At 71.1% G+C, this 16,864-nt stretch carries 18 protein-coding genes; 6 read left to right on the top strand and 12 right to left on the bottom strand.

The window, feature by feature from the left end; genetic code table 11:
* Positions 1 to 68 precede the first annotated feature (68 nt).
* Positions 69 to 1,109, bottom strand: coding sequence for an NUDIX hydrolase (locus WH07_RS13580; protein ID WP_046499964.1), 1,041 nt, complete (start codon positions 1,107 to 1,109; stop codon positions 69 to 71).
* 227 nt (positions 1,110 to 1,336) lie between these two features.
* Here WH07_RS13580 and WH07_RS40335 point away from each other — a divergent pair, with 227 nt between their 5' ends.
* Positions 1,337 to 1,513: a hypothetical protein gene (locus WH07_RS40335; protein WP_198533799.1), complete on the top strand. Its 177-nt coding sequence runs from the start codon at positions 1,337 to 1,339 to the stop codon at positions 1,511 to 1,513.
* A gap of 158 nt (positions 1,514 to 1,671) precedes the next feature.
* On the top strand, positions 1,672 to 2,091 hold the full coding sequence (locus tag WH07_RS13570) for a hypothetical protein (protein WP_046499958.1): 420 nt from the start codon (positions 1,672 to 1,674) through the stop codon (positions 2,089 to 2,091).
* A 647-nt stretch (positions 2,092 to 2,738) separates the two neighbouring features.
* Here the strand turns inward: WH07_RS13570 and WH07_RS13565 are convergent.
* Entirely contained in the window at positions 2,739 to 3,698 is a 960-nt protein-coding gene (locus WH07_RS13565) for an ROK family protein (RefSeq protein ID WP_046499956.1), read from the bottom strand.
* Between the two features lie 204 nt (positions 3,699 to 3,902).
* Between WH07_RS13565 and WH07_RS13560 the strand changes: the two genes are divergently transcribed.
* A complete protein-coding gene (locus tag WH07_RS13560) occupies positions 3,903 to 4,940 on the top strand; it encodes a LacI family DNA-binding transcriptional regulator (RefSeq protein ID WP_046499954.1) in 1,038 nt (345 codons plus the stop codon).
* Between the two features lie 52 nt (positions 4,941 to 4,992).
* Here the strand turns inward: WH07_RS13560 and WH07_RS13555 are convergent, their stop codons facing one another.
* The 5 genes from WH07_RS13555 to WH07_RS13535 form a co-directional block, all read right to left on the bottom strand.
* On the bottom strand, positions 4,993 to 6,273 hold the full coding sequence (locus tag WH07_RS13555; RefSeq protein ID WP_046499951.1) for a DUF6986 family protein: 1,281 nt from the start codon (positions 6,271 to 6,273) through the stop codon (positions 4,993 to 4,995).
* 216 nt (positions 6,274 to 6,489) lie between these two features.
* Complete coding sequence (locus tag WH07_RS13550; protein WP_046499949.1) at positions 6,490 to 7,452, bottom strand: electron transfer flavoprotein subunit alpha/FixB family protein; 963 nt, start codon at positions 7,450 to 7,452, stop codon at positions 6,490 to 6,492.
* Between the two features lie 107 nt (positions 7,453 to 7,559).
* Positions 7,560 to 8,354 (bottom strand): electron transfer flavoprotein subunit beta/FixA family protein, encoded by a 795-nt coding sequence (locus WH07_RS13545; RefSeq protein ID WP_046499947.1) that lies wholly within the window; start codon positions 8,352 to 8,354, stop codon positions 7,560 to 7,562.
* Positions 8,355 to 8,574: 220 nt separating this feature from the next.
* Positions 8,575 to 9,081, bottom strand: coding sequence for a flavin reductase family protein (locus tag WH07_RS13540; protein ID WP_046499945.1), 507 nt, complete (start codon positions 9,079 to 9,081; stop codon positions 8,575 to 8,577).
* Positions 9,082 to 9,251: 170 nt separating this feature from the next.
* Entirely contained in the window at positions 9,252 to 9,665 is a 414-nt protein-coding gene (locus WH07_RS13535; protein ID WP_046499943.1) for a TlpA family protein disulfide reductase, read from the bottom strand.
* A gap of 99 nt (positions 9,666 to 9,764) precedes the next feature.
* Here WH07_RS13535 and WH07_RS13530 point away from each other — a divergent pair, with 99 nt between their 5' ends.
* Together WH07_RS13530 and WH07_RS13525 are read left to right on the top strand one after the other, a co-directional pair.
* On the top strand, positions 9,765 to 10,187 hold the full coding sequence (locus WH07_RS13530) for a DUF4395 domain-containing protein (RefSeq protein WP_046499941.1): 423 nt from the start codon (positions 9,765 to 9,767) through the stop codon (positions 10,185 to 10,187).
* 142 nt (positions 10,188 to 10,329) lie between these two features.
* Positions 10,330 to 11,058, top strand: a complete 729-nt coding sequence (locus WH07_RS13525; protein ID WP_046499939.1) for a lysophospholipid acyltransferase family protein — start codon at positions 10,330 to 10,332, stop codon at positions 11,056 to 11,058.
* An 87-nt stretch (positions 11,059 to 11,145) separates the two neighbouring features.
* On the opposite strand, the gene WH07_RS13520 is transcribed toward WH07_RS13525, so the two are convergent.
* The 5 genes from WH07_RS13520 to WH07_RS13500 form a co-directional block, all read right to left on the bottom strand.
* Complete coding sequence (locus WH07_RS13520) at positions 11,146 to 11,838, bottom strand: B3/B4 domain-containing protein (RefSeq protein WP_046499937.1); 693 nt, start codon at positions 11,836 to 11,838, stop codon at positions 11,146 to 11,148.
* A 91-nt stretch (positions 11,839 to 11,929) separates the two neighbouring features.
* Positions 11,930 to 12,529 carry a transglutaminase domain-containing protein gene (locus WH07_RS13515; RefSeq protein WP_046499935.1) on the bottom strand — a complete coding sequence of 200 codons (600 nt, stop codon included), beginning with the start codon at positions 12,527 to 12,529 and terminating at the stop codon, positions 11,930 to 11,932.
* 77 nt (positions 12,530 to 12,606) lie between these two features.
* Positions 12,607 to 13,692 carry a threonine aldolase family protein gene (locus WH07_RS13510; RefSeq protein ID WP_046499933.1) on the bottom strand — a complete coding sequence of 362 codons (1,086 nt, stop codon included), beginning with the start codon at positions 13,690 to 13,692 and terminating at the stop codon, positions 12,607 to 12,609.
* Positions 13,671 to 14,486: an SDR family NAD(P)-dependent oxidoreductase gene (locus WH07_RS13505; RefSeq protein ID WP_079023201.1), complete on the bottom strand. Its 816-nt coding sequence runs from the start codon at positions 14,484 to 14,486 to the stop codon at positions 13,671 to 13,673. The genes WH07_RS13510 and WH07_RS13505 overlap by 22 nt, the downstream gene beginning before the upstream one ends.
* Positions 14,487 to 14,512: 26 nt before the next feature.
* Complete coding sequence (locus WH07_RS13500) at positions 14,513 to 15,925, bottom strand: DUF6421 family protein (RefSeq protein ID WP_046499931.1); 1,413 nt, start codon at positions 15,923 to 15,925, stop codon at positions 14,513 to 14,515.
* Between the two features lie 249 nt (positions 15,926 to 16,174).
* On the opposite strand from WH07_RS13500, the gene WH07_RS13495 reads away from it, so the two are divergent.
* Positions 16,175 to 16,858, top strand: coding sequence for a glycerophosphodiester phosphodiesterase (locus tag WH07_RS13495; RefSeq protein WP_079023200.1), 684 nt, complete (start codon positions 16,175 to 16,177; stop codon positions 16,856 to 16,858).
* The last annotated feature ends 6 nt before the right edge of the window (positions 16,859 to 16,864 follow it).

The raw sequence follows: 16,864 nt of genomic DNA, 5'->3' as shown, positions 1-16,864 counted from the left end.
GGGACAGGTCGTACTCGTGGCGTACTCGGGGGTGGGGCGGTGGCGTACTCGGGGCGGGCGCGGACGCGTCAGCCGACCGGGACGCCGTCCTCCAGATTGAGTACCTTCCCGCGCTCGCGTGCGCGCAGGGCCCAGCGCAGCCGCTGATAGCGGCCGGGCGGCAGGAGCCCCGCGGCCTCGTCCTCGCGGACGAAGCGCCAGGCTCTCAGCTCCGACCCGGGCAGCAGGAGTCTCCCCGTCAGCCGCGCGGGCAGCCGGCCGCCGTCGAAGAGCAACCGCAGCCCGCCGTACCCCGGTGGCCTGGGCGGTTCCCAGTCGACCACCAACAGCCGGGGCACCTCGGTCAGCTCTATGCCCAGCTCCTCGGCGACCTCCCGTATCCCCGCCTGCGCGGGCGCCTCCCCGGCCTCCACGACCCCGCCGGGGAACTCCCAGCCCGGCTTGTACGTGGGATCCACCAGCAGCACCCGGTCCTCCTCGTCGAAGAGCAGCACCCCGGCGGCGAGGGTCTCGGCGGTCGGTTCGGGCGTCTGGACGATCTCGCAGATCCCGGCCTCGCCGGTCTGCACGGCGGCGGCGACGGTGACGGCGGTCTCGCGTGCGGTGAGACCGGTGTTGTCGATCACATGGGCGTCGCCGGTCAGCCAGCCGAGCGCGGCGCGGAAGGGCTCGATGTGGTCGTAGCACCACTGCCGGGTCCGCCCGCTCCCCGCCGGATCGTCCTCCATCGCCTCACGAGTCGCTATCCGCCCCCGCAGGATCGTTTCGTCTGTTGCCAGCAGCACATGGCGTACCGGGATACGGCGGGAGGCGAGCCCGCCGAAGATCTCGTCCCGGTACTCCTGCCGGATCAGGGTCATGGGTACGACGAGCGTGCCGCCCACATCGGCCAGCAGGGCCGCCGCGGTGTCGACGACCAGACGCCGCCAGACCGGCAGGTCCTGGTAGTCGCCGACCTCCGCGAGCCGCTTGGGCGGCAGGAGCCGCGCGACCGCGCCGCCGATCAGCTCGGGGTCGTACAGCGTGCAGTTCGGGATCAGGTCGATCAGTTCGCGTGCGGTACTGGTCTTGCCCGCTCCGAACGCACCGTTGATCCAGACGACGATCACGGTTCCCCCTCTTCCGTAGCCCCCAGTGGACTGCCCGCAACACCCTGCCCCGGAAACCCCCCGCCAGGCCGGGCAGGGCGCTCACCGTGCGTGCTGTGGCCGAGCTGTGGCCGGTTCGATGTCGTACCGAGGCCGGGAACGTCCACTGTACGAACCGATGTCCGTGCCGGGCCGTAACACTTCCCCGAGGAACATCGTTGGAATTCGATGTGACAAGGGGGTACCCGATGTGCCGGACAGTGCTGGAGAAATTCCCCGCGGGCGGGCCGCGCGGGAGCTGGCCCGCGGAGGAGTTCGCGCGGGCGCGCAGGGATGAGGGAACGCCGGCGGAGGTCGTGATGGACCTCGACTCGGACGTGTTCCTCGTGGTCGTTCCACAACAGGCGACGGAATCCACGCCTTAGGCCGTGTCCGCCACATCCCGTCTGGCGCGCTGCGGCCGGACGACGCCATGTGGCAGACGCGGCCCAGGCCGTGTTCGGCCGTGGAGCCCCGATATGTGCGGGGCGTTGTCCTGGTCCGGTTCGCAGCCGGGCACCGTACGATCCGGAGAACTCCCGACATGCGCAAGCCCGGCCGTAGGACCGGCACACCGGCCGCCGTATCCGTACGCCCTCGACGGGGGCGGCGGTGTGCGCTGGCCCTCGCTCTGGCAGGCGTCGCCCTCTCGCTGACCGCGCCTCCCGCGGCGGCGGACAGCAGTGCCTGCACGCATCACTTCTCGGGTCCGCAGATCTGCATCCGGCTCGACGGCGAGGGCGGGCGGAACGCGGTGACCGGGATCTGGACCAACCCGCCCGCGCATGTCGCCGCCCGCCCGGTGACCCTCTTCCGCGACGGCCGTTTCGTGGACCGCGCCCTGGCCACCCGCTCGGGCCGCGCCCTGACCCATGGCTGGCCCACCACGCACACCGGCACGGAGGTCGAGCTGTGCGTGAAGTTCCGGGGCAGCCGCCGCATGGCATGCCAGACGACGCACTAGCGCGTGTCTTCAAAGTCCCGTCTGCCCGGCGACGCCTGGCACGCACGCTCGCCGCGTTGTCGGGATCATCCAAGTACGTCCAGTACAAGGACGACCCTCCGCCTTGCGATCGCACGCACCAGACGCCGCCGGGCCCGCCCTTCGGGCGGACGACGCTACTTTGAAGACACGCCCTAGGTCCGGTTTGGAGCCGGGGCACGTGTCGCACCTGGCTCCGCCGGGCCACGCCCCCCGCTCGTGGCCCGGCGGCCGGAGCGGAGCTGAACTCGCTCCGGCCCCGCGGTGGTTGCCGTTGTGCGTACGGACCCCGGCCCCCGGGCCCATCGGAACACCGCCGCTGGTCCGGCCGTGGTCCGACGGGCACGCCCCCTGCCGAGGACTCTGGCCGGGCGGCTTTGGGCCAACCTTGGGGGAACCTGGAAAGCCCAGGTCGGTGCGGGATTTTCAATGTCGGGTCCGGTCGGTGCGACGCGGACCGTACGCCGGACCGGACCCACACGTACGGCGGTTGGCGCGCGTCGCGCCCATCTTCCCGTCGCGGTACGGGCATTGCCGCTACCGGCAAACCACGCGGCGCGCCACACCGTCGAGGCCGAGTGCCGGTCTGCTCGACAACACCCGGCCGAAAACCGTATCCCGACCCGGACTCAGCCCGCCGCCGGTGCCGTCGCCCCGTCCCGGCGAGCAAGCGTGGCCGCGGCCGCAGCGCCCACCAGACCCGCGTCCGTACCCGTCAGAGCAGGGGCGATCTTGATGGACTGTACGAACGAGAGCGTCGCGTAGTCCTGGAGCGAGCGGCGCAGGGGCGCGAAGAGCACCTCGCCCGCGTTCGCCACTCCCCCGCCGATGACGGCGATCCGGATCTCCACCAGCGTGGCCGTCGCCGCGATCCCGGCGGCCAGCGCCTTGGCCGCCCGCTCGAAGGACGCCGTGGCGACCGGGTGCCCGGCCCGCGCCGCCGCGGCCACCGCCGCCGCGGAGGTGTCACCGTCCGGTCCCGGCTCCCAGCCGTCCTCCAGCGCCCTGCGGGCGATGTTCGGACCACTGGCGATACGTTCCACACAGCCGCGCGAGCCGCACGGGCAGGGATCACCGTCGAGTTCCACACAGATGTGGCCGATGTGCCCGGCGTTGCCGGTCGGTCCCGGGTGGAGCTGCCCGTTCAGAACGAGCCCGCCGCCGACCCCGGTGGAGACCACCATGCACAACGCGTTGTCATAGCCGCGGGCCGCGCCCTGCCAGTGCTCCGCCGCGGTCATCGCGACCCCGTCGCCGACCAGGGTCACCGGCAGTCCGCCGGTGGCGCTCCGTACCCGCTCCACCAGCGGAAAGCCGTGCAGTCCCACCACATTGACCGGACTCACCGTGCCGGCGGAGGCGTCCACCGGGCCCGCGCTGCCGATGCCCACGGCCGTGGCCGACGCGCGGAGCGGCGAGGCGGAGACCTCGGCGAGGACCTCCTCGACCGCCCGCATCACCGTCTCGCCGTCCTCCCGCGCAGGGGTGGGCCGCTGTGCCCGTACGAGGATCCTGCCGCTTCCGTCCACCAGCGCTCCGGCGATCTTGGTGCCGCCGATGTCGAGTGAGACAACGGAGTCGGTATGCATCGGGTCGGATCTCCCGGGGATGAGGCATCCCCGCGTGTATGGGGGGATGTACGGACCTGCGGCTTCGCTGAACAGTCTCCATTCACCTGACAACGTTGTCCAGGGCCTATGCTCGACGCCACAGCCATCCGATGGCAAACCCCCGGCAAACCGGCCGGAGAAACATCGGAGAAACCGAAGAAAACGACGACAGGACAGCGCACTGTGGCAGACACCGCCCGCCGCCCCGAACCCCGCTACGGTACCCGGCCCACGATGAAGGACGTGGCAGCGCGGGCCGGGGTGGGGCTCAAGACGGTATCCCGTGTGGTCAACGCGGAGCCAGGTGTCACGCCCGACACCGAGCGCCGGGTGCAGGAGGCCATCGAGGCGCTGGGTTTCCGCCGCAACGACTCGGCGCGGGTGCTGCGCAAGGGCCGTACCGCCAGCATCGGTCTGGTGCTCGAAGACCTGGCGGACCCCTTCTACGGGCCGCTGAACCGTGCGGTCGAGGAGGTGGCCCGCGCCCATGGCGCGCTGCTCATCAACGGGTCGAGCGCCGAAGACCCGGACCGTGAGCAGGAGTTGGTGCTCGCGCTCTGCGCGCGCCGGGTGGACGGGCTGATCGTGATCCCTGCCGGACACGACCACCGCTATCTGGAACCCGAGATAAAGGCCGGAGTGGCGACCGTCTTCGTGGACCGCCCGGCGGGCCGGATCGACGCGGACACGGTGCTCTCCGACAGCTTCGGCGGTGCCCGTTCGGGCGCGGCGCATCTCATCGCGCACGGCCACCGCAGGATCGGTTTCATCGGCGACCAGCCCAGGATCCATACCGCGATCGAGCGGCTGCGCGGCTACCGCACGGCGATGGCGGAGGCGGGTCTGGAGATCCACGACGACTGGGTCTCGCTCGGTACGACCGCTCCCGAGCGGGTGCGCGAGGCCGTGACCGCGATGCTCGCGGGGCCGGAGCCGGTCACGGCGATCTTCGCGGGCAACAACCGTGTGACGGTGACGGCCGTACGGGTGCTGGCCGCGCACCACCGTCCGGTCGCCTTCGTCGGCTTCGACGACATCGAACTGGCCGATCTGCTGGACCCCGGTGTCACGGTCATCGCCCAGGACGCGGCGACCCTGGGGCGTACGGCGGCCGAGCGGCTCTTCAGCCGGCTGGACGGCGCGGTGGACGCGCCGTCGCGGGTGGTGGTGCCGACCCGGCTGATCGCCCGCGGCTCGGGCGAGATCCGCCCGTCGGCGTAACGGCCGGGGCGACCGCTCGCAGTCACCACCCGCGCAACCGCCCGTGTGTCCCTCAGGGCCGGGCCGCAGGGGCGGCGAACGCCTCCAGATCGGCCCGGGTCAGACCGGTGAGCCGCGACACCTCGTCGGAATCGAGCGCACCGCAGTCCAGGCCGCGCAGAAGATGGCCGCTGAGCGCCTTCGCGGTGGCGGGCTCGTCCAGTACATCGCCGCCCGCCCTCGCGGTGTACGCGGCCAGCCTCGCGGCGGCCGGCTCCAGCCCCTCGCGGTAGAAGGCGTAGACGGCGGCGTACCGGGTGGGCAGATGGCCCGGGTGCATGTCCCAGCCCTGGTAGTAGGCGCGGGCCAGGGCGCGCCGGGTGAGCCCGTAGTGCAGCCGCCAGGCCTCGTGGACCTGGGCCGTGGGGCCGACCGGAAGGACATTGGTGGACCCGTCGCAGACCCGTACGCCCGTACCCGCCGCGGCGACCTGCATCACGGCCTTGGCGTGGTCGGCGGCGGGATGGTCGCTCGACTGGTACGCGGCGCTGACCCCGACACAGGCGCTGTAGTCGAAGGTGCCGTAGTGCAGCGCGGTGGCGCGGCCGTCCGCGGCGCCGATCATCCGGGCGACGGTGGCGGTCCCGTCGGCGGCGAGGATCGACTGACTGGTCTCGATCTGGATCTCGAAGCCGATCCGGCCGGGCTCCAGACCGCGCGCCCTCTCGAACTCCCCGGCCAGCCGCGCCATCGCGGTGACCTGCTCGGCGTAGGTGACCTTGGGCAGGGTGAGCACCAGTCCCGCGGGGAGACCGCCCGCCTCCATCAGTCCGCTGAGGAAGATGTCGAGGGTCCGGATGGAGCGGTCCCGTACGGCGGCTTCCAGGCACTTCATCCGGATGCCCATGTACGGGGCGGCGGTGCCGTTCCCGTACGCCTCGTGGACCAGCCGGGCGGCGCGCGCCGCGTCCGCGTCCTCATCGGCGTCCGGGCGGGGACCGTAGCCGTCCTCGAAGTCGATCCGCAGGTCCTCGACCGGCTCGCGCTCCAGCTTGGCCCGTACGCGCTCGTGCACCGGTCCGGCCAGGGCGTCGGAGAGGCCGAGGACGCGGGCGAGGGTACGGGCGTCGGGGGCGTGTTCGTCGAGCGCGGCCAGGGCCTGGTCGCCCCAGGAGCGGATGGTGCCGGCGTCGAAGGTGTCGGCGGGGACGTAGACGGTGTGGACGGGCTGGCGGGTGCCGGGGTCGCCGGGGTAGCGGCGGGCCAGCTCCGCGTCGACCGCCGCGAGGGAGCGGCCGATGTCCGCGGCGACCGTGCCCGCGAGGCTCGTGGCCACCTTCTCCTGCCGTCCCATGCCCACGCCCTTCAGCCGCCCGCCGCGTTTCCGCTCGGACGGCGCTCCCGCCGCACGGAATCAACAATCCGTTGAAGACGGTAGTCGGCGCGCTCGATCCGCGTCAATGGACGGCGTGACCAGCGCGGCATGGACGGCGCGGGGCCGCGCGGTGGAGATCACCACGCGGCCCCGGGACCGTACGAACAGCGGCTACGGACGGACTGTGTCCGTCGCTCAGCCCTTGCGGGTCTTGATCTCTTCGGTGAGCTGCGGGACGACCTCGAAGAGGTCGCCGACGACGCCGTAGTCGACCAGGTCGAAGATCGGCGCCTCCGCGTCCTTGTTGACCGCCACGATCGTCTTCGACGTCTGCATCCCCGCCCGGTGCTGGATCGCACCCGAGATCCCCGACGCGATGTAGAGCTGCGGGGAAACCGACTTGCCCGTCTGGCCCACCTGGCTGGCGTGCGGATACCAGCCCGCGTCGACCGCGGCGCGCGAGGCGCCGACGGCCGCGCCCAGGGAGTCGGCCAGCGCCTCGATGATCGCGAAGTTCTCCGCGCCGTTGACCCCACGGCCACCCGAGACCACGATCGCCGCCTCGGTCAGCTCCGGACGCCCCGTCGACGTACGCGGAGTGCGCGAGACCACCTTCGTACCGGTCGACTTCTCACCGAAAGTCACGGACAGGGCCTCGACAGCGCCCGCGGCCGGGGCGGGCTCGACCGGGGCCGAGTTCGGCTTCACCGTGATCACCGGAACACCCCTGGACACCCGGGACCTGGTCGTGAACGCCGCCGCGAACACCGACTGCGTCGCCACCGGACCCCCCTCACCCGCCTCCACGTCGATGGCGTCGGTGATCAGACCCGAGCCGGTACGCACCGCCAGCCGCGCCGCGACCTCCTTGCCCTCCGCCGAGGACGGGAACAGAACAGCAGCCGGCGACACGGCGTCGTACGCGGCCTGCACCGCGTCCACCTTCGGGACAACCAGGTAGTCGGCGAACTCGGGGGCGTCGGCGGTCAGGACCCTGACCGCACCGTGCTCGGCCAGCGCGGGCACGGTGTCCCCCGCACCCGCGCCCAGCGCCACGGCCACCGGCTCGCCGATCCGCCGCGCCAGCGTCAGCAGTTCCAGAGTGGGCTTGCGGACGGCACCGTCCACGTGGTCGACATAAACAAGAACTTCAGCCATGGGATTGCTCTCCTGCGGAAACGAGGAAACGGGAGGGGGCGGTCCGGGCTCCGTACGAGCCCTCGGGACACCGCGCGGACCGTCGGGCCGCACGCGGGGCGCGGGCCTCAGATGAACTTCTGGCTCGCGAGGAACTCGGCGAGCCGCTTGCCGCCCTCGCCCTCGTCCTTGACGATCGTGCCCGCCGTACGGGCCGGGCGCTCCGCGGCGGAGTCGACCGCGGTCCAGGCCCCCGCGAGGCCGACCTCGTCGGCGTCGATCTCCAGGTCCTCCAGGTCCAGCGACTGCACCGGCTTCTTCTTGGCGGCCATGATGCCCTTGAAGGACGGGTAGCGCGCCTCGCCCGACTGGTCCGTCACCGACACGACAGCCGGCAGGGACGCCTCCAGCAACTCACTCGCCGTGTCGCCGTCCCGGCGGCCCTTGACGGTGCCGTCCTCGACCGAGACCTCGGACAGCAGGGTGACCTGCGGAACGCCGAGCCGCTCGGCCAGGATCGCGGGCAGTACGCCCATGGTGCCGTCCGTGGAGGCCATACCGCAGATGACCAGGTCGTATCCGGTCTTCTCGATGGCCTTGGCGAGCACCAGCGAGGTGCCCATGACATCGGTACCGTGCAGATCGTCGTCCTCGACGTGGACGGCCTTGTCGGCGCCCATGGAGAGGGCCTTGCGCAGCGCGTCCTTGGCGTCCTCGGGACCGACGGTCAGCACGGTGATCTCCGCGTCGCCGTCGCCGTCGAAGTCGTCCGCGATCTGCAGCGCCTGCTCGACCGCGTACTCGTCCAGCTCCGACAGCAGACCGTCCACGTCGTCGCGGTCGACGGTCAGGTCATCGGCGAAGTGCCGGTCGCCGGTGGCGTCGGGCACGTACTTCACACAGACAACGATCCTCAAGCTCACGCCGGCTCTCCTACTGCATCGTCATTTCCGGGCTGCCTTGTTGCACGCAGCATAGGCGCCTCATCGGGCGGTTTCCGGTCGGGGGACCGGCGGACCGCAGTAAATATTACTCGCCAGTACAGTCGGAGCATGCCCGCTGAGCAAGCGCTTATAACTGTGAGCTTGCCGACGCCGGCGCGGGGAGGATCCGTCGGCGTACCGCCCTCCCCGTGCCCGGAACTCAGTCGCGCAGCGCGTTGAAGCGGCCCTGGTGGTAGAGGAGCGGCCTGCCGGGCCCCGCCGGGTCGCCGGCGACGGCCTGGGCGATCACCAGACGGTGGTCCCCGGCGGGTACGAGCGTGACCACCCGGCACACCAGCCACGCCAGGACGCCGTCCAGCACCGGTACGCCCTCGGGGCCCTCGCGCCAGGCCGTGGGCGGCGCGAAGCGGTCCGCGCCGCTGCGCGCGAAGGTGGCGGCCAGCTCCCGCTGGTGCTCGCCGAGGACATGGACGCCGACATGGCTCGCCTCGGCGAGGACCGGCCAGGTGGAGGACGAGACGCCCACGCCGAAGGAGACCAACGGAGGCTCCGCGGCCACGGAGTTGAGGGAGGTGGCGGTGAATCCGGCCGGGCGGTCGCCGCGGACGGTGATCACCGCGACTCCGGCGGCGTGCCGCCGGAAGACGGAGCGGAGCAGATCGGGAGAGGCAAGCTGAGGAGTGCCGAGATCAGGCGTCGCCGTCATCGAGTTGTCCTTCTGCGGGAGATACGAACGGGGTCCGTGGCTGCTCAGCAACCCGGACAGCGCGCACTCGCGTTGCGGGCCAGATCGACATGGACCCGCCCATGGAGAAGGAGTTCTGGGGGCACCTCGTCAGAGTGACGATACGTGCCGCGCGCAGTCAAGTACGTGGCTCACACCGCCTCTCCCAGCGCGGCGATCACATCGGCCTTGCGGGGCTGTCCGGCCGCTCTTCTCACGATGCGGCCTGCGGCGTCGAGGACCAGGACCGTGGGGGTCTTGAGGATGCCCAGTTCGCGTACCAGCTCCAGCCGCTGCTCGGCGTCGAGTTCGACATGGGAGACCCCGTCGACCATGTCCGCCACCTCGCCGAGTACGCGTCTGGTCGCCCGGCAGGGCTGGCAGAAGGCGCTGGAGAACTGGACGAGCGTGGCCCGCTCCCCCAGCTCCGCACCCAACTCGGCCGCGCCGAGCCGCCTTTCGCCGTCCTTCACCCGCATCCGCAGCCTCCCGTCGACGCGACGGCGCAGCAGTCCGAAGGCGCCTGCCAGGGCGAGCACCGCCGCGCACACCACCAGTCCGGTCATCCCGCCCCCTTCGCCCTCTCCTGACCGCGGTATCAGCGTTCACACAACCGCAAAATATTCCCGGGCCGCACGGCGGCCCCGGCAGGGGATGCTGGCGTCATGAACAAGGACATCGACGTCAGGGGGCCGCGGTTCGGAGCGGCCGTCACGACTCTCGTACTCGCCGTGGTGCTGATCACCGGGAGCGGCGCGCTGCTCGCCTGGCAGACGCTGTGCTTCGCTGTGGGCGCGGTGGCCGGGGTGCAGCGCTCGCCGTACGGCTGGCTGTTCCGTACGGCCGTACGCCCCCGGATTGGGCCGGCGGTGGAGTTCGAGTCGCCGGAGCCGCCGCGGTTCGCCCAGACGGTCGGGCTGGTCTTCGCGCTGGCCGGTCTCGCCGGGTACCTCTGGGGACCGTCGTGGCTGGCCCTGGCCGCGACCGGCTGCGCGCTCGCCGCCGCCTTCCTCAACGCGGCGTTCGCCTACTGCCTCGGGTGCGAGATGTATCTGTTGGTACGGCGGGCCAACTTCGGGCTGCGCTGACGTGACGAGAATCTCGCCGTACGCGCAGACCAGGACTGGCCACGGGGCCGCGTATGGGGCACCATCGGCGCAATGCCGAAAACCTACGGCTGCGTAACTTCCGCCGGGAGAACCCTCCCCGGAACAGAAGGGTCCCATCCAGATGGCAGAGTTCGTCTATCGACCGGTCATCGGCGTCGCCCGCACGATGTTCAAGGCGCTGGACCTGAAGATCGACACGCAGGGTTCGGAGCACATTCCGAGCGCCGGGGGCGCCGTGCTCGTCAGTAACCACATCAGCTATCTGGACTTCATCTTCACCGGCCTCGCGGCGCTGCCGCAGAAGCGTCTGGTGCGCTTCATGGCGAAGGAGTCGGTCTTCCGGCACCGGATCTCGGGGCCCCTGATGCGCGGGATGAAGCACATCCCGGTCGACCGCAAGCAGGGCGAGCAGGCCTATTCGCACGCACTGGACTCGTTGCGCTCCGGGGAGATCGTGGGGGTCTTCCCCGAGGCGACCATTTCCCAGTCGTTCACGCTGAAGAGCTTCAAGTCGGGGGCGGCGCGGCTGGCGCAGGAGGCCGGGGTGCCGCTGATCCCGATGGCGCTGTGGGGTACGCAGCGGGTGTGGACGAAGGGCCGCCCGCGCAATTTCCGGCGCAGCCACTTTCCGGTGACGATCCGGGTGGGCGAGCAGGTGGAGGCGGCGGCGGACCAGTACGCGGGCGCGATCACCCGGCGGCTGCGGGAGCGCGTGCAGGAGCTGCTGGAGGCGGCGCAGCGGGCGTATCCGGTACGGCCCAGGGACGCGCACGACACCTGGTGGGTGCCGACGCATCTGGGCGGTACGGCGCCGACGCCGGCCGAGGCCCGCGAGTTGGAGACCCGCTAGGACCGCTGCGGCCGAAACGTCTCTCCACCGACGGGAGTTGGCAGTTCGGCCAGGCAGGGCCCGGCCGGGTGTCTATGGGCCGGGGTGTCAGCGGGCCGGGTGGACCGTGATCCGTGCTCCGGGGCTCAGCTTCTCCAGGGATTCGGCCAATTCCGCGCCCGCGGCGTCGAGTTCGGCGGATGCCATGGGCGCGAGGCGCTCCAGCAGGAAGACCGCGTTCACGGACTCCTCGGTCAGCCGGGTGCGGACGCCCTGGCGCCAGTTCCAGCGCCGGCACGTCACGCCTTCGTCGTCGCGCCAGACCACCTCGCCGGGCTCGGGGTGCTCCACCACCGGCTCACCCCCGGCCGCCGTCACGAACGGCTCGTCGCCGGTGGCCCGTACGAGCCGCATTCCGCCGACGATACGGTCCGTGTCCTCGCCGCCGACCGGGACGAGATGCGCGACGCTCACGGCGTTGTAGAGATCGACGAGCAGATTGATCCGCGGCAGCCCGGCCTCGGACAGGGCGCGCTTGGCGAGGGCCTCGGCGGAGTTGCGGGTACGGGACGGCTTGGCCCCGAAGGCGCTGTAGACCGCGCGCCAGGCGGCCAGATGCGGATCCTCGTGCGGCGCCCGCCCGCCCAGCCGCGCGGCGAGCCGCCGCACCGCGTCGTCCAGCAGCGCCGAACTGTCCGCGTTGCTGGGCCCGTTGACCAGGCCGTGGGCCTCGACGACGAGATGGGTGAATCCGGGCGCGAGGTCACGCACCTCGTCGGACACGGTGAGCGTCAGGGTCATGGTCTGTGCTGCCTCAGGACTTTCGGGTGCGGCTTCGGATGCGGCTGTCACAAAGGGTCGGATACGACGGTCGGAGGGTCGGGTGCGGTTGTCAGAGGGCGGCAGGGAGCTTCCGCCAGAGATCCGTCCGGTCGGCAGCGCCACGCAACGCGCTCAGCACAACCGGATGCGGTGCATCATACAACACCGCATAGTCCACCTCATTGCACTGCGGCCGCACAGCCCAGGCCAGCTGCTCCCCCTCCAGCGAGAACCGCGCGTCCACGCCCGGCTTGTTGCCGCGCGGGTCCTGCCGGGCCCAGTGCTCCCGCCCCGGCAGCCTGACCGCGACCAGGCCATGGACAACGAGGTTCGTCCCGTCGTCGTCGGCGAGCCGCTGATAGCAGAGGGCGGCGGGGATGGACTCCGCCCTCAGCAGCGCGGCCAGGGCGTGCGCCTTGGCGTGGCAGATGCCGGTGCGCCGGGCGAGGACGTCCGAGGCACGCCAGGTGACCCGCGGATCGTCCGCGTCGCCGGAGTGCGGGATGGTGTCGCGGACGAATTCATAGGCCGCCTTGGCGTATGAGTATGCGTCATGATTGGTCGCACGGAGGCCGGCCGCGGTCTCCCGTACCAGCGGGTGCCGGTGATCGATGGCCTCGTCGGCGGGGAGATAGGCCGAGAGTTGAGGGTTCCGCTGAATGAGCCGCATATCCGTGACCTTAGGACGGGTGCCGGACGGAATCCAATGGATTTCCGCCCGGCCCCATACCTATGCAATGACTGAGGTTACGCCGCCATCTCTTCCTTGAGAGCCTGGACGAACGCGTCGACATCGTCCTCCGTAGTGTCGAACGCGCACATCCAGCGGACGTCGCCCGCCTTCTCGTCCCAGAAGTAGAAGCGGAAGCGGCGCTGGAGGCGGCGGCTCACCTCGTGGGGGAGGCGGGCGAAGACCGCGTTCGCCTCGACGGGGTGCAGGATCCGGACGCCGTCCACCGAGCGGACGCCTTCCGCGAGGCGCTGGGCCATCGCGTTGCTGTGCCGGGCGTTGCGGAGCCAGAGGTCCCCCGCGAGCAGGGCCTCCAACTGCACCGACACGAAGCGCATCTTGGACGCCAGTTGCATCGACAGCTTGCGGATGTGCTTCATCGCCCGTACCGCGTCCGGGTTGAGGACGACCACGGCCTCGCCGAACAGCATGCCGTTCTTGGTGCCGCCGTACGAAAGGACGTCCACCCCCACCGCGTTGGTGAAGGCCCGCATCGGAACGTCCAGCGAGGCCGCCGCGTTGGCGATGCGCGCCCCGTCCAGATGGACCTTCATGCCCCGCTCATGGGCGTGTTCGCAGATCGCCCGGATCTCGGCGGGCGTGTAGACCGTGCCCAGCTCGGTGTTCTGGGTGATCGAGACGACCTGCGGCATGGCCCGGTGCTCGTCCTCCCAGCCGTACGCCTGCCGGTCGATCAGCTCGGGCGTGAGCTTGCCGTCCGGGGTCGGTACGGTCAGCAGCTTGAGCCCGCCGACCCGCTCCGGGGCACCGCACTCGTCGACATTGATGTGCGAGGACTCGGCACAGATCACCGCGCCCCAGCGGTCGGTGAGCGCCTGGAGAGCCACCACATTGGCGCCGGTGCCGTTGAAGACCGGGAAGACCTCGGCGTGCTGCCCGAAGTGGCTGTGCATGATCCGCCGGAGATGCTCCGTGTACTCGTCGTCGCCGTACGAGACCTGGTGGCCCCCGTTGGCGACGGCGAGCGCGGCAAGGATCTCGGGGTGGGCTCCGGCGTAGTTGTCGCTGGCGAAGCCGCGCACCTCGGGATCGTGGTGCCGGCGCGCGTCGGTCGTACGGCTCACGGCTCGGGGGTCAGCCACAGGCGCTTTCCATTCACTTCCCTGGCGGGCCGCTCCCAGACCCCGGCGATGGCCTCGGCCAGCTCCGTGGCGTCCGTGAAGCCCGCGAACGTGGCGTTCGGGCGCTCGGCGCGCAGCGCGTCGTGCACCAGCGCCTTGATCACCAGGATGGCAGCCGCCGCCCGGGGCCCTTCCGCGCCCCCCGCCTTGCGGAAGTCGTCGGCCAGCGCCAGGGTCCAGGCCTCGGCCGCGGCCTTGGCCGCGGCGTACGCGGCGTTGCCCGCCGTGGGTTTTGTCGCGCCCGCCGCGCTGACCAGCAGGAACCGGCCGCGGTCGCTGCGCAGCAGCCCGTCATGGAAGGCGAGCGAGGTGTGCTGGACCGTACGGATCAGCAGCTTCTCCAGCAGGTCCCAGTCGGCGAGGTCGGTCGCGGCGAAGGTGGCGCTGCCGCGCCAGCCGCCGACGAGATGGACGAGTCCGTCGATCCGGCCGAACTCCTTCTCGGTCCTGTCCGCCCAGGCCCGGGTGGCCGCGAGGTCCAGCAGATCGACGGTGTCGCCGGTGACGGTGGCTCCGCCGTGCGCGTACCGCGCCGCGTCGACGGCCTTCGCCAGCCGCGCCGGGTCCGCGTCGGCGGCGACGACGGTGGCGCCCGCCTCGGCCAGCCGCAGCAGGGCCGCCTGTCCGGCCGGGCCCGCGGCGCCCGCGACCGCGACGACCGCGCCGTCCAGCGCGCCGCCGTTCCCGCCCCGGCCGCCGGACCTGCCCGTACCGGCGCTCACGCCCGTACCGCCGTTCCCACCGCTCTCGTTCATGCGTACCGCCTCCCGCCGGTGAGGGCTCACGCGGCCGCTCGCTCGGTGCTCGTGGCGGTGATCCCCTTGGTGGAGGCGATCACGTTCTTCAGCTTCTTGGCAAGCGCCTCGTAGAACATGCTCAGCGGAAACTCGTCCGGCAGCACGTCGTCGACCAGCTTACGGGGCGGCTGGGTGAGGTCGAGGGCCTCCGGACCCTTGGCCCAGCGGGAGCCCGGATGCGGGGAGAGGTACTCGGAGACGAGATCGTACGCGGCGAACCAGTGGACCAGTTTGGGGCGGTCGATCCCGGCCCGGTAGAGGTCCTCGATACGCGCACAGAGCTGGTTGGTGACCTCCGGCGCGCGCTCCCAGTCGATGCGCAGGGTGTTGTCGGTCCAGCGGAGCACATCGTTCCGGTGGAGATACGCGAAGAGCAACTGGCCGCCCAGACCGTCGTAGTTGCGCACCCGCGCGCCGGTGACCGGGAAGCGGAACATCCGGTCGAACAGCACCGCGTACTGGACGTCGCGACCCTGCTGAACGCCGTCCGCCTCCAGCCGTACCGCCTCGCGGAACGCGGTGAGGTCGCAGCGCAGCTCCTCCAGTCCGTACATCCAGAACGGCTGGCGCTGCTTGATCATGAAGGGGTCGAAGGGCAGGTCGCCATGGCTGTGGGTACGGTCGTGGATCATGTCCCAGAGCACAAAGGCCTGCTGGCAGCGGTCCTGGTCGCCGACCATCTCGGCGATGTCGTCGGGCAGCCGGACCCCGAGGGTCCGTACCGCGGCCTCGGTGACACGGCGGAAGCGGGCGGCCTCGCGGTCACAGAAGATCCCGCCCCAGGTGAACCGCTCGGGCACCTCGCGCATGGCGATGGTCTCCGGGAAGAACACCGCGGAGTTGGTGTCGTATCCGGCGGTGAAGTCCTCGAAGGTGATGCCGCAGAAGAGCGGGTTGTCGTAGCGGGTGCGCTCCAGCTCGGCCAGCCACTCGGGCCAGACCATGCGCAGCACGACGGCTTCCAGATTGCGGTCCGGGTTGCCGTTCTGCGTGTACATGGGGAAGACGGCGAGATGCTGGAGGCCGTCACGCCGGTCGGCCGCGGGCTGGAAGGCGAGCAGCGAGTCCAGGAAGTCGGGGACGTCGAAGGCGCCGTCCGCCCATTTGCGCAGGTCCGCGACGAGCGCGGTGTGGTACGCGGCGTCGTGCGGCAGCAGCGGGGAGAGCTCCTCCACCGCGCCGATCACCCGGTCGAGCGTCGCCTCGGCAAGACCGCGCGACGGCGCGCCCTCGGTGTCGAAGTCGATCGAACCGTCCTCGGACTGCCAGGGCCGGATCTCCTCGACGGCATTCTTGAGCCGCGGCCAGGCCGGGTGCTCGACCACCCGGGCGGCGACAACGGCACCGGCAGCACGGCTTGTGCCGGATGCGGCGTCCTGCGCAAGAATTTCCGTCATGTCACTTCCTCCACGCGAGATCTTGGCGTAAAGACACCGTATAGGTCTCTTGTTCCGCCGTACAAGAATGACTGTGAGAAATTATCCTGCGGACCCGCATGGTCACCGCGATTTTTCCTGCACTACGGGGACCGGACACACAGTTCCATCGTGCGGCACAGGGCTCCCCGGCGCGCGACAGGGTCCCTTCCGCCCGGCAGGGCCTAGGCTGCCCCGCTGGAGCCGCTGTCGACGGAAGCGAGAAGAATCTTGACTTTCCAGACCATCGGGCATCGCGGAGTGATGGGTGTCGAGCCGGAGAACACCCTGCGGTCCTTCGTCCGGGCCGAGCGCGCCGGCATGGACGCCATCGAGCTGGACCTGCATCTGAGCAAGGACGGCGCGCTCGTCGTCATGCACGACACCGAAGTGGACCGTACGACCGACGGCAAGGGCGCGATCGCCGACCGGACCCTCGCCGAGCTGCGGGAGCTGGACGCGGGTGGCGGCCAGCGGGTCCCGGTCTTCGAGGAGGTCCTGGACGCCGTGCGGTCACCGCTCCAGGCGGAGATCAAGGACGTGGCCGCGGCCCGGGCGCTGGCCGGGGTGATACGGCGGCGCGGTCTCGCCGGACGGGTCGAGGTGTCGTCGTTCCACGACGGGGCGGTCGCCGAGATCGCGGCACTGGTGCCCGGGGTACGGACGGTGCTGATCGCGAGCCGCTGGGGCTCGGACGTGGTGGAACGGGCCAGGGCGGTGGGCGCCGCCTCGCTGGCCCTGAACATCCGCAGGGTGACCCTGGAGGTCGTCGAGCGCGCGCACGCCGAGGGGCTGCGGGTGATCGGCTGGGTGGTGAACAGCCAGAGCCAGCTACGGCTCGCGCGCGCCTTCGAGCTGGACGCGGTGACCACGGACTTCCCGGAGATCCGCCGCACCGGCCGCTTCACCGCCTGAGCGGGA

It is taken from the genome of Streptomyces odonnellii, assembly GCF_000981895.1.
In the GTDB taxonomy this organism is placed as follows: domain Bacteria; phylum Actinomycetota; class Actinomycetes; order Streptomycetales; family Streptomycetaceae; genus Streptomyces; species Streptomyces odonnellii.
This window is presented reverse-complemented; position numbering and strand designations above follow the sequence as displayed.

Bases quoted from the DNA above. Each gene is read 5' to 3' on its own strand.
- WH07_RS40335 (WP_198533799.1), top strand. From the start codon at position 1,337: ATGTGCCGGACAGTGCTGGAGAAATTCCCCGCGGGCGGGCCGCGCGGG.
- WH07_RS13570 (WP_046499958.1), top strand. From the start codon at position 1,672: ATGCGCAAGCCCGGCCGTAGGACCGGCACACCGGCCGCCGTATCCGTA.
- WH07_RS13565 (WP_046499956.1), bottom strand. From the start codon at position 3,698: ATGCATACCGACTCCGTTGTCTCACTCGACATCGGCGGCACCAAGATC.
- WH07_RS13555 (WP_046499951.1), bottom strand. From the start codon at position 6,273: ATGGGACGGCAGGAGAAGGTGGCCACGAGCCTCGCGGGCACGGTCGCC.
- WH07_RS13550 (WP_046499949.1), bottom strand. From the start codon at position 7,452: ATGGCTGAAGTTCTTGTTTATGTCGACCACGTGGACGGTGCCGTCCGC.
- WH07_RS13540 (WP_046499945.1), bottom strand. From the start codon at position 9,081: ATGACGGCGACGCCTGATCTCGGCACTCCTCAGCTTGCCTCTCCCGAT.
- WH07_RS13535 (WP_046499943.1), bottom strand. From the start codon at position 9,665: ATGACCGGACTGGTGGTGTGCGCGGCGGTGCTCGCCCTGGCAGGCGCC.
- WH07_RS13530 (WP_046499941.1), top strand. From the start codon at position 9,765: ATGAACAAGGACATCGACGTCAGGGGGCCGCGGTTCGGAGCGGCCGTC.
- WH07_RS13525 (WP_046499939.1), top strand. From the start codon at position 10,330: ATGGCAGAGTTCGTCTATCGACCGGTCATCGGCGTCGCCCGCACGATG.
- WH07_RS13520 (WP_046499937.1), bottom strand. From the start codon at position 11,838: ATGACCCTGACGCTCACCGTGTCCGACGAGGTGCGTGACCTCGCGCCC.
- WH07_RS13515 (WP_046499935.1), bottom strand. From the start codon at position 12,529: ATGCGGCTCATTCAGCGGAACCCTCAACTCTCGGCCTATCTCCCCGCC.
- WH07_RS13505 (WP_079023201.1), bottom strand. From the start codon at position 14,486: ATGAACGAGAGCGGTGGGAACGGCGGTACGGGCGTGAGCGCCGGTACG.
- WH07_RS13500 (WP_046499931.1), bottom strand. From the start codon at position 15,925: ATGACGGAAATTCTTGCGCAGGACGCCGCATCCGGCACAAGCCGTGCT.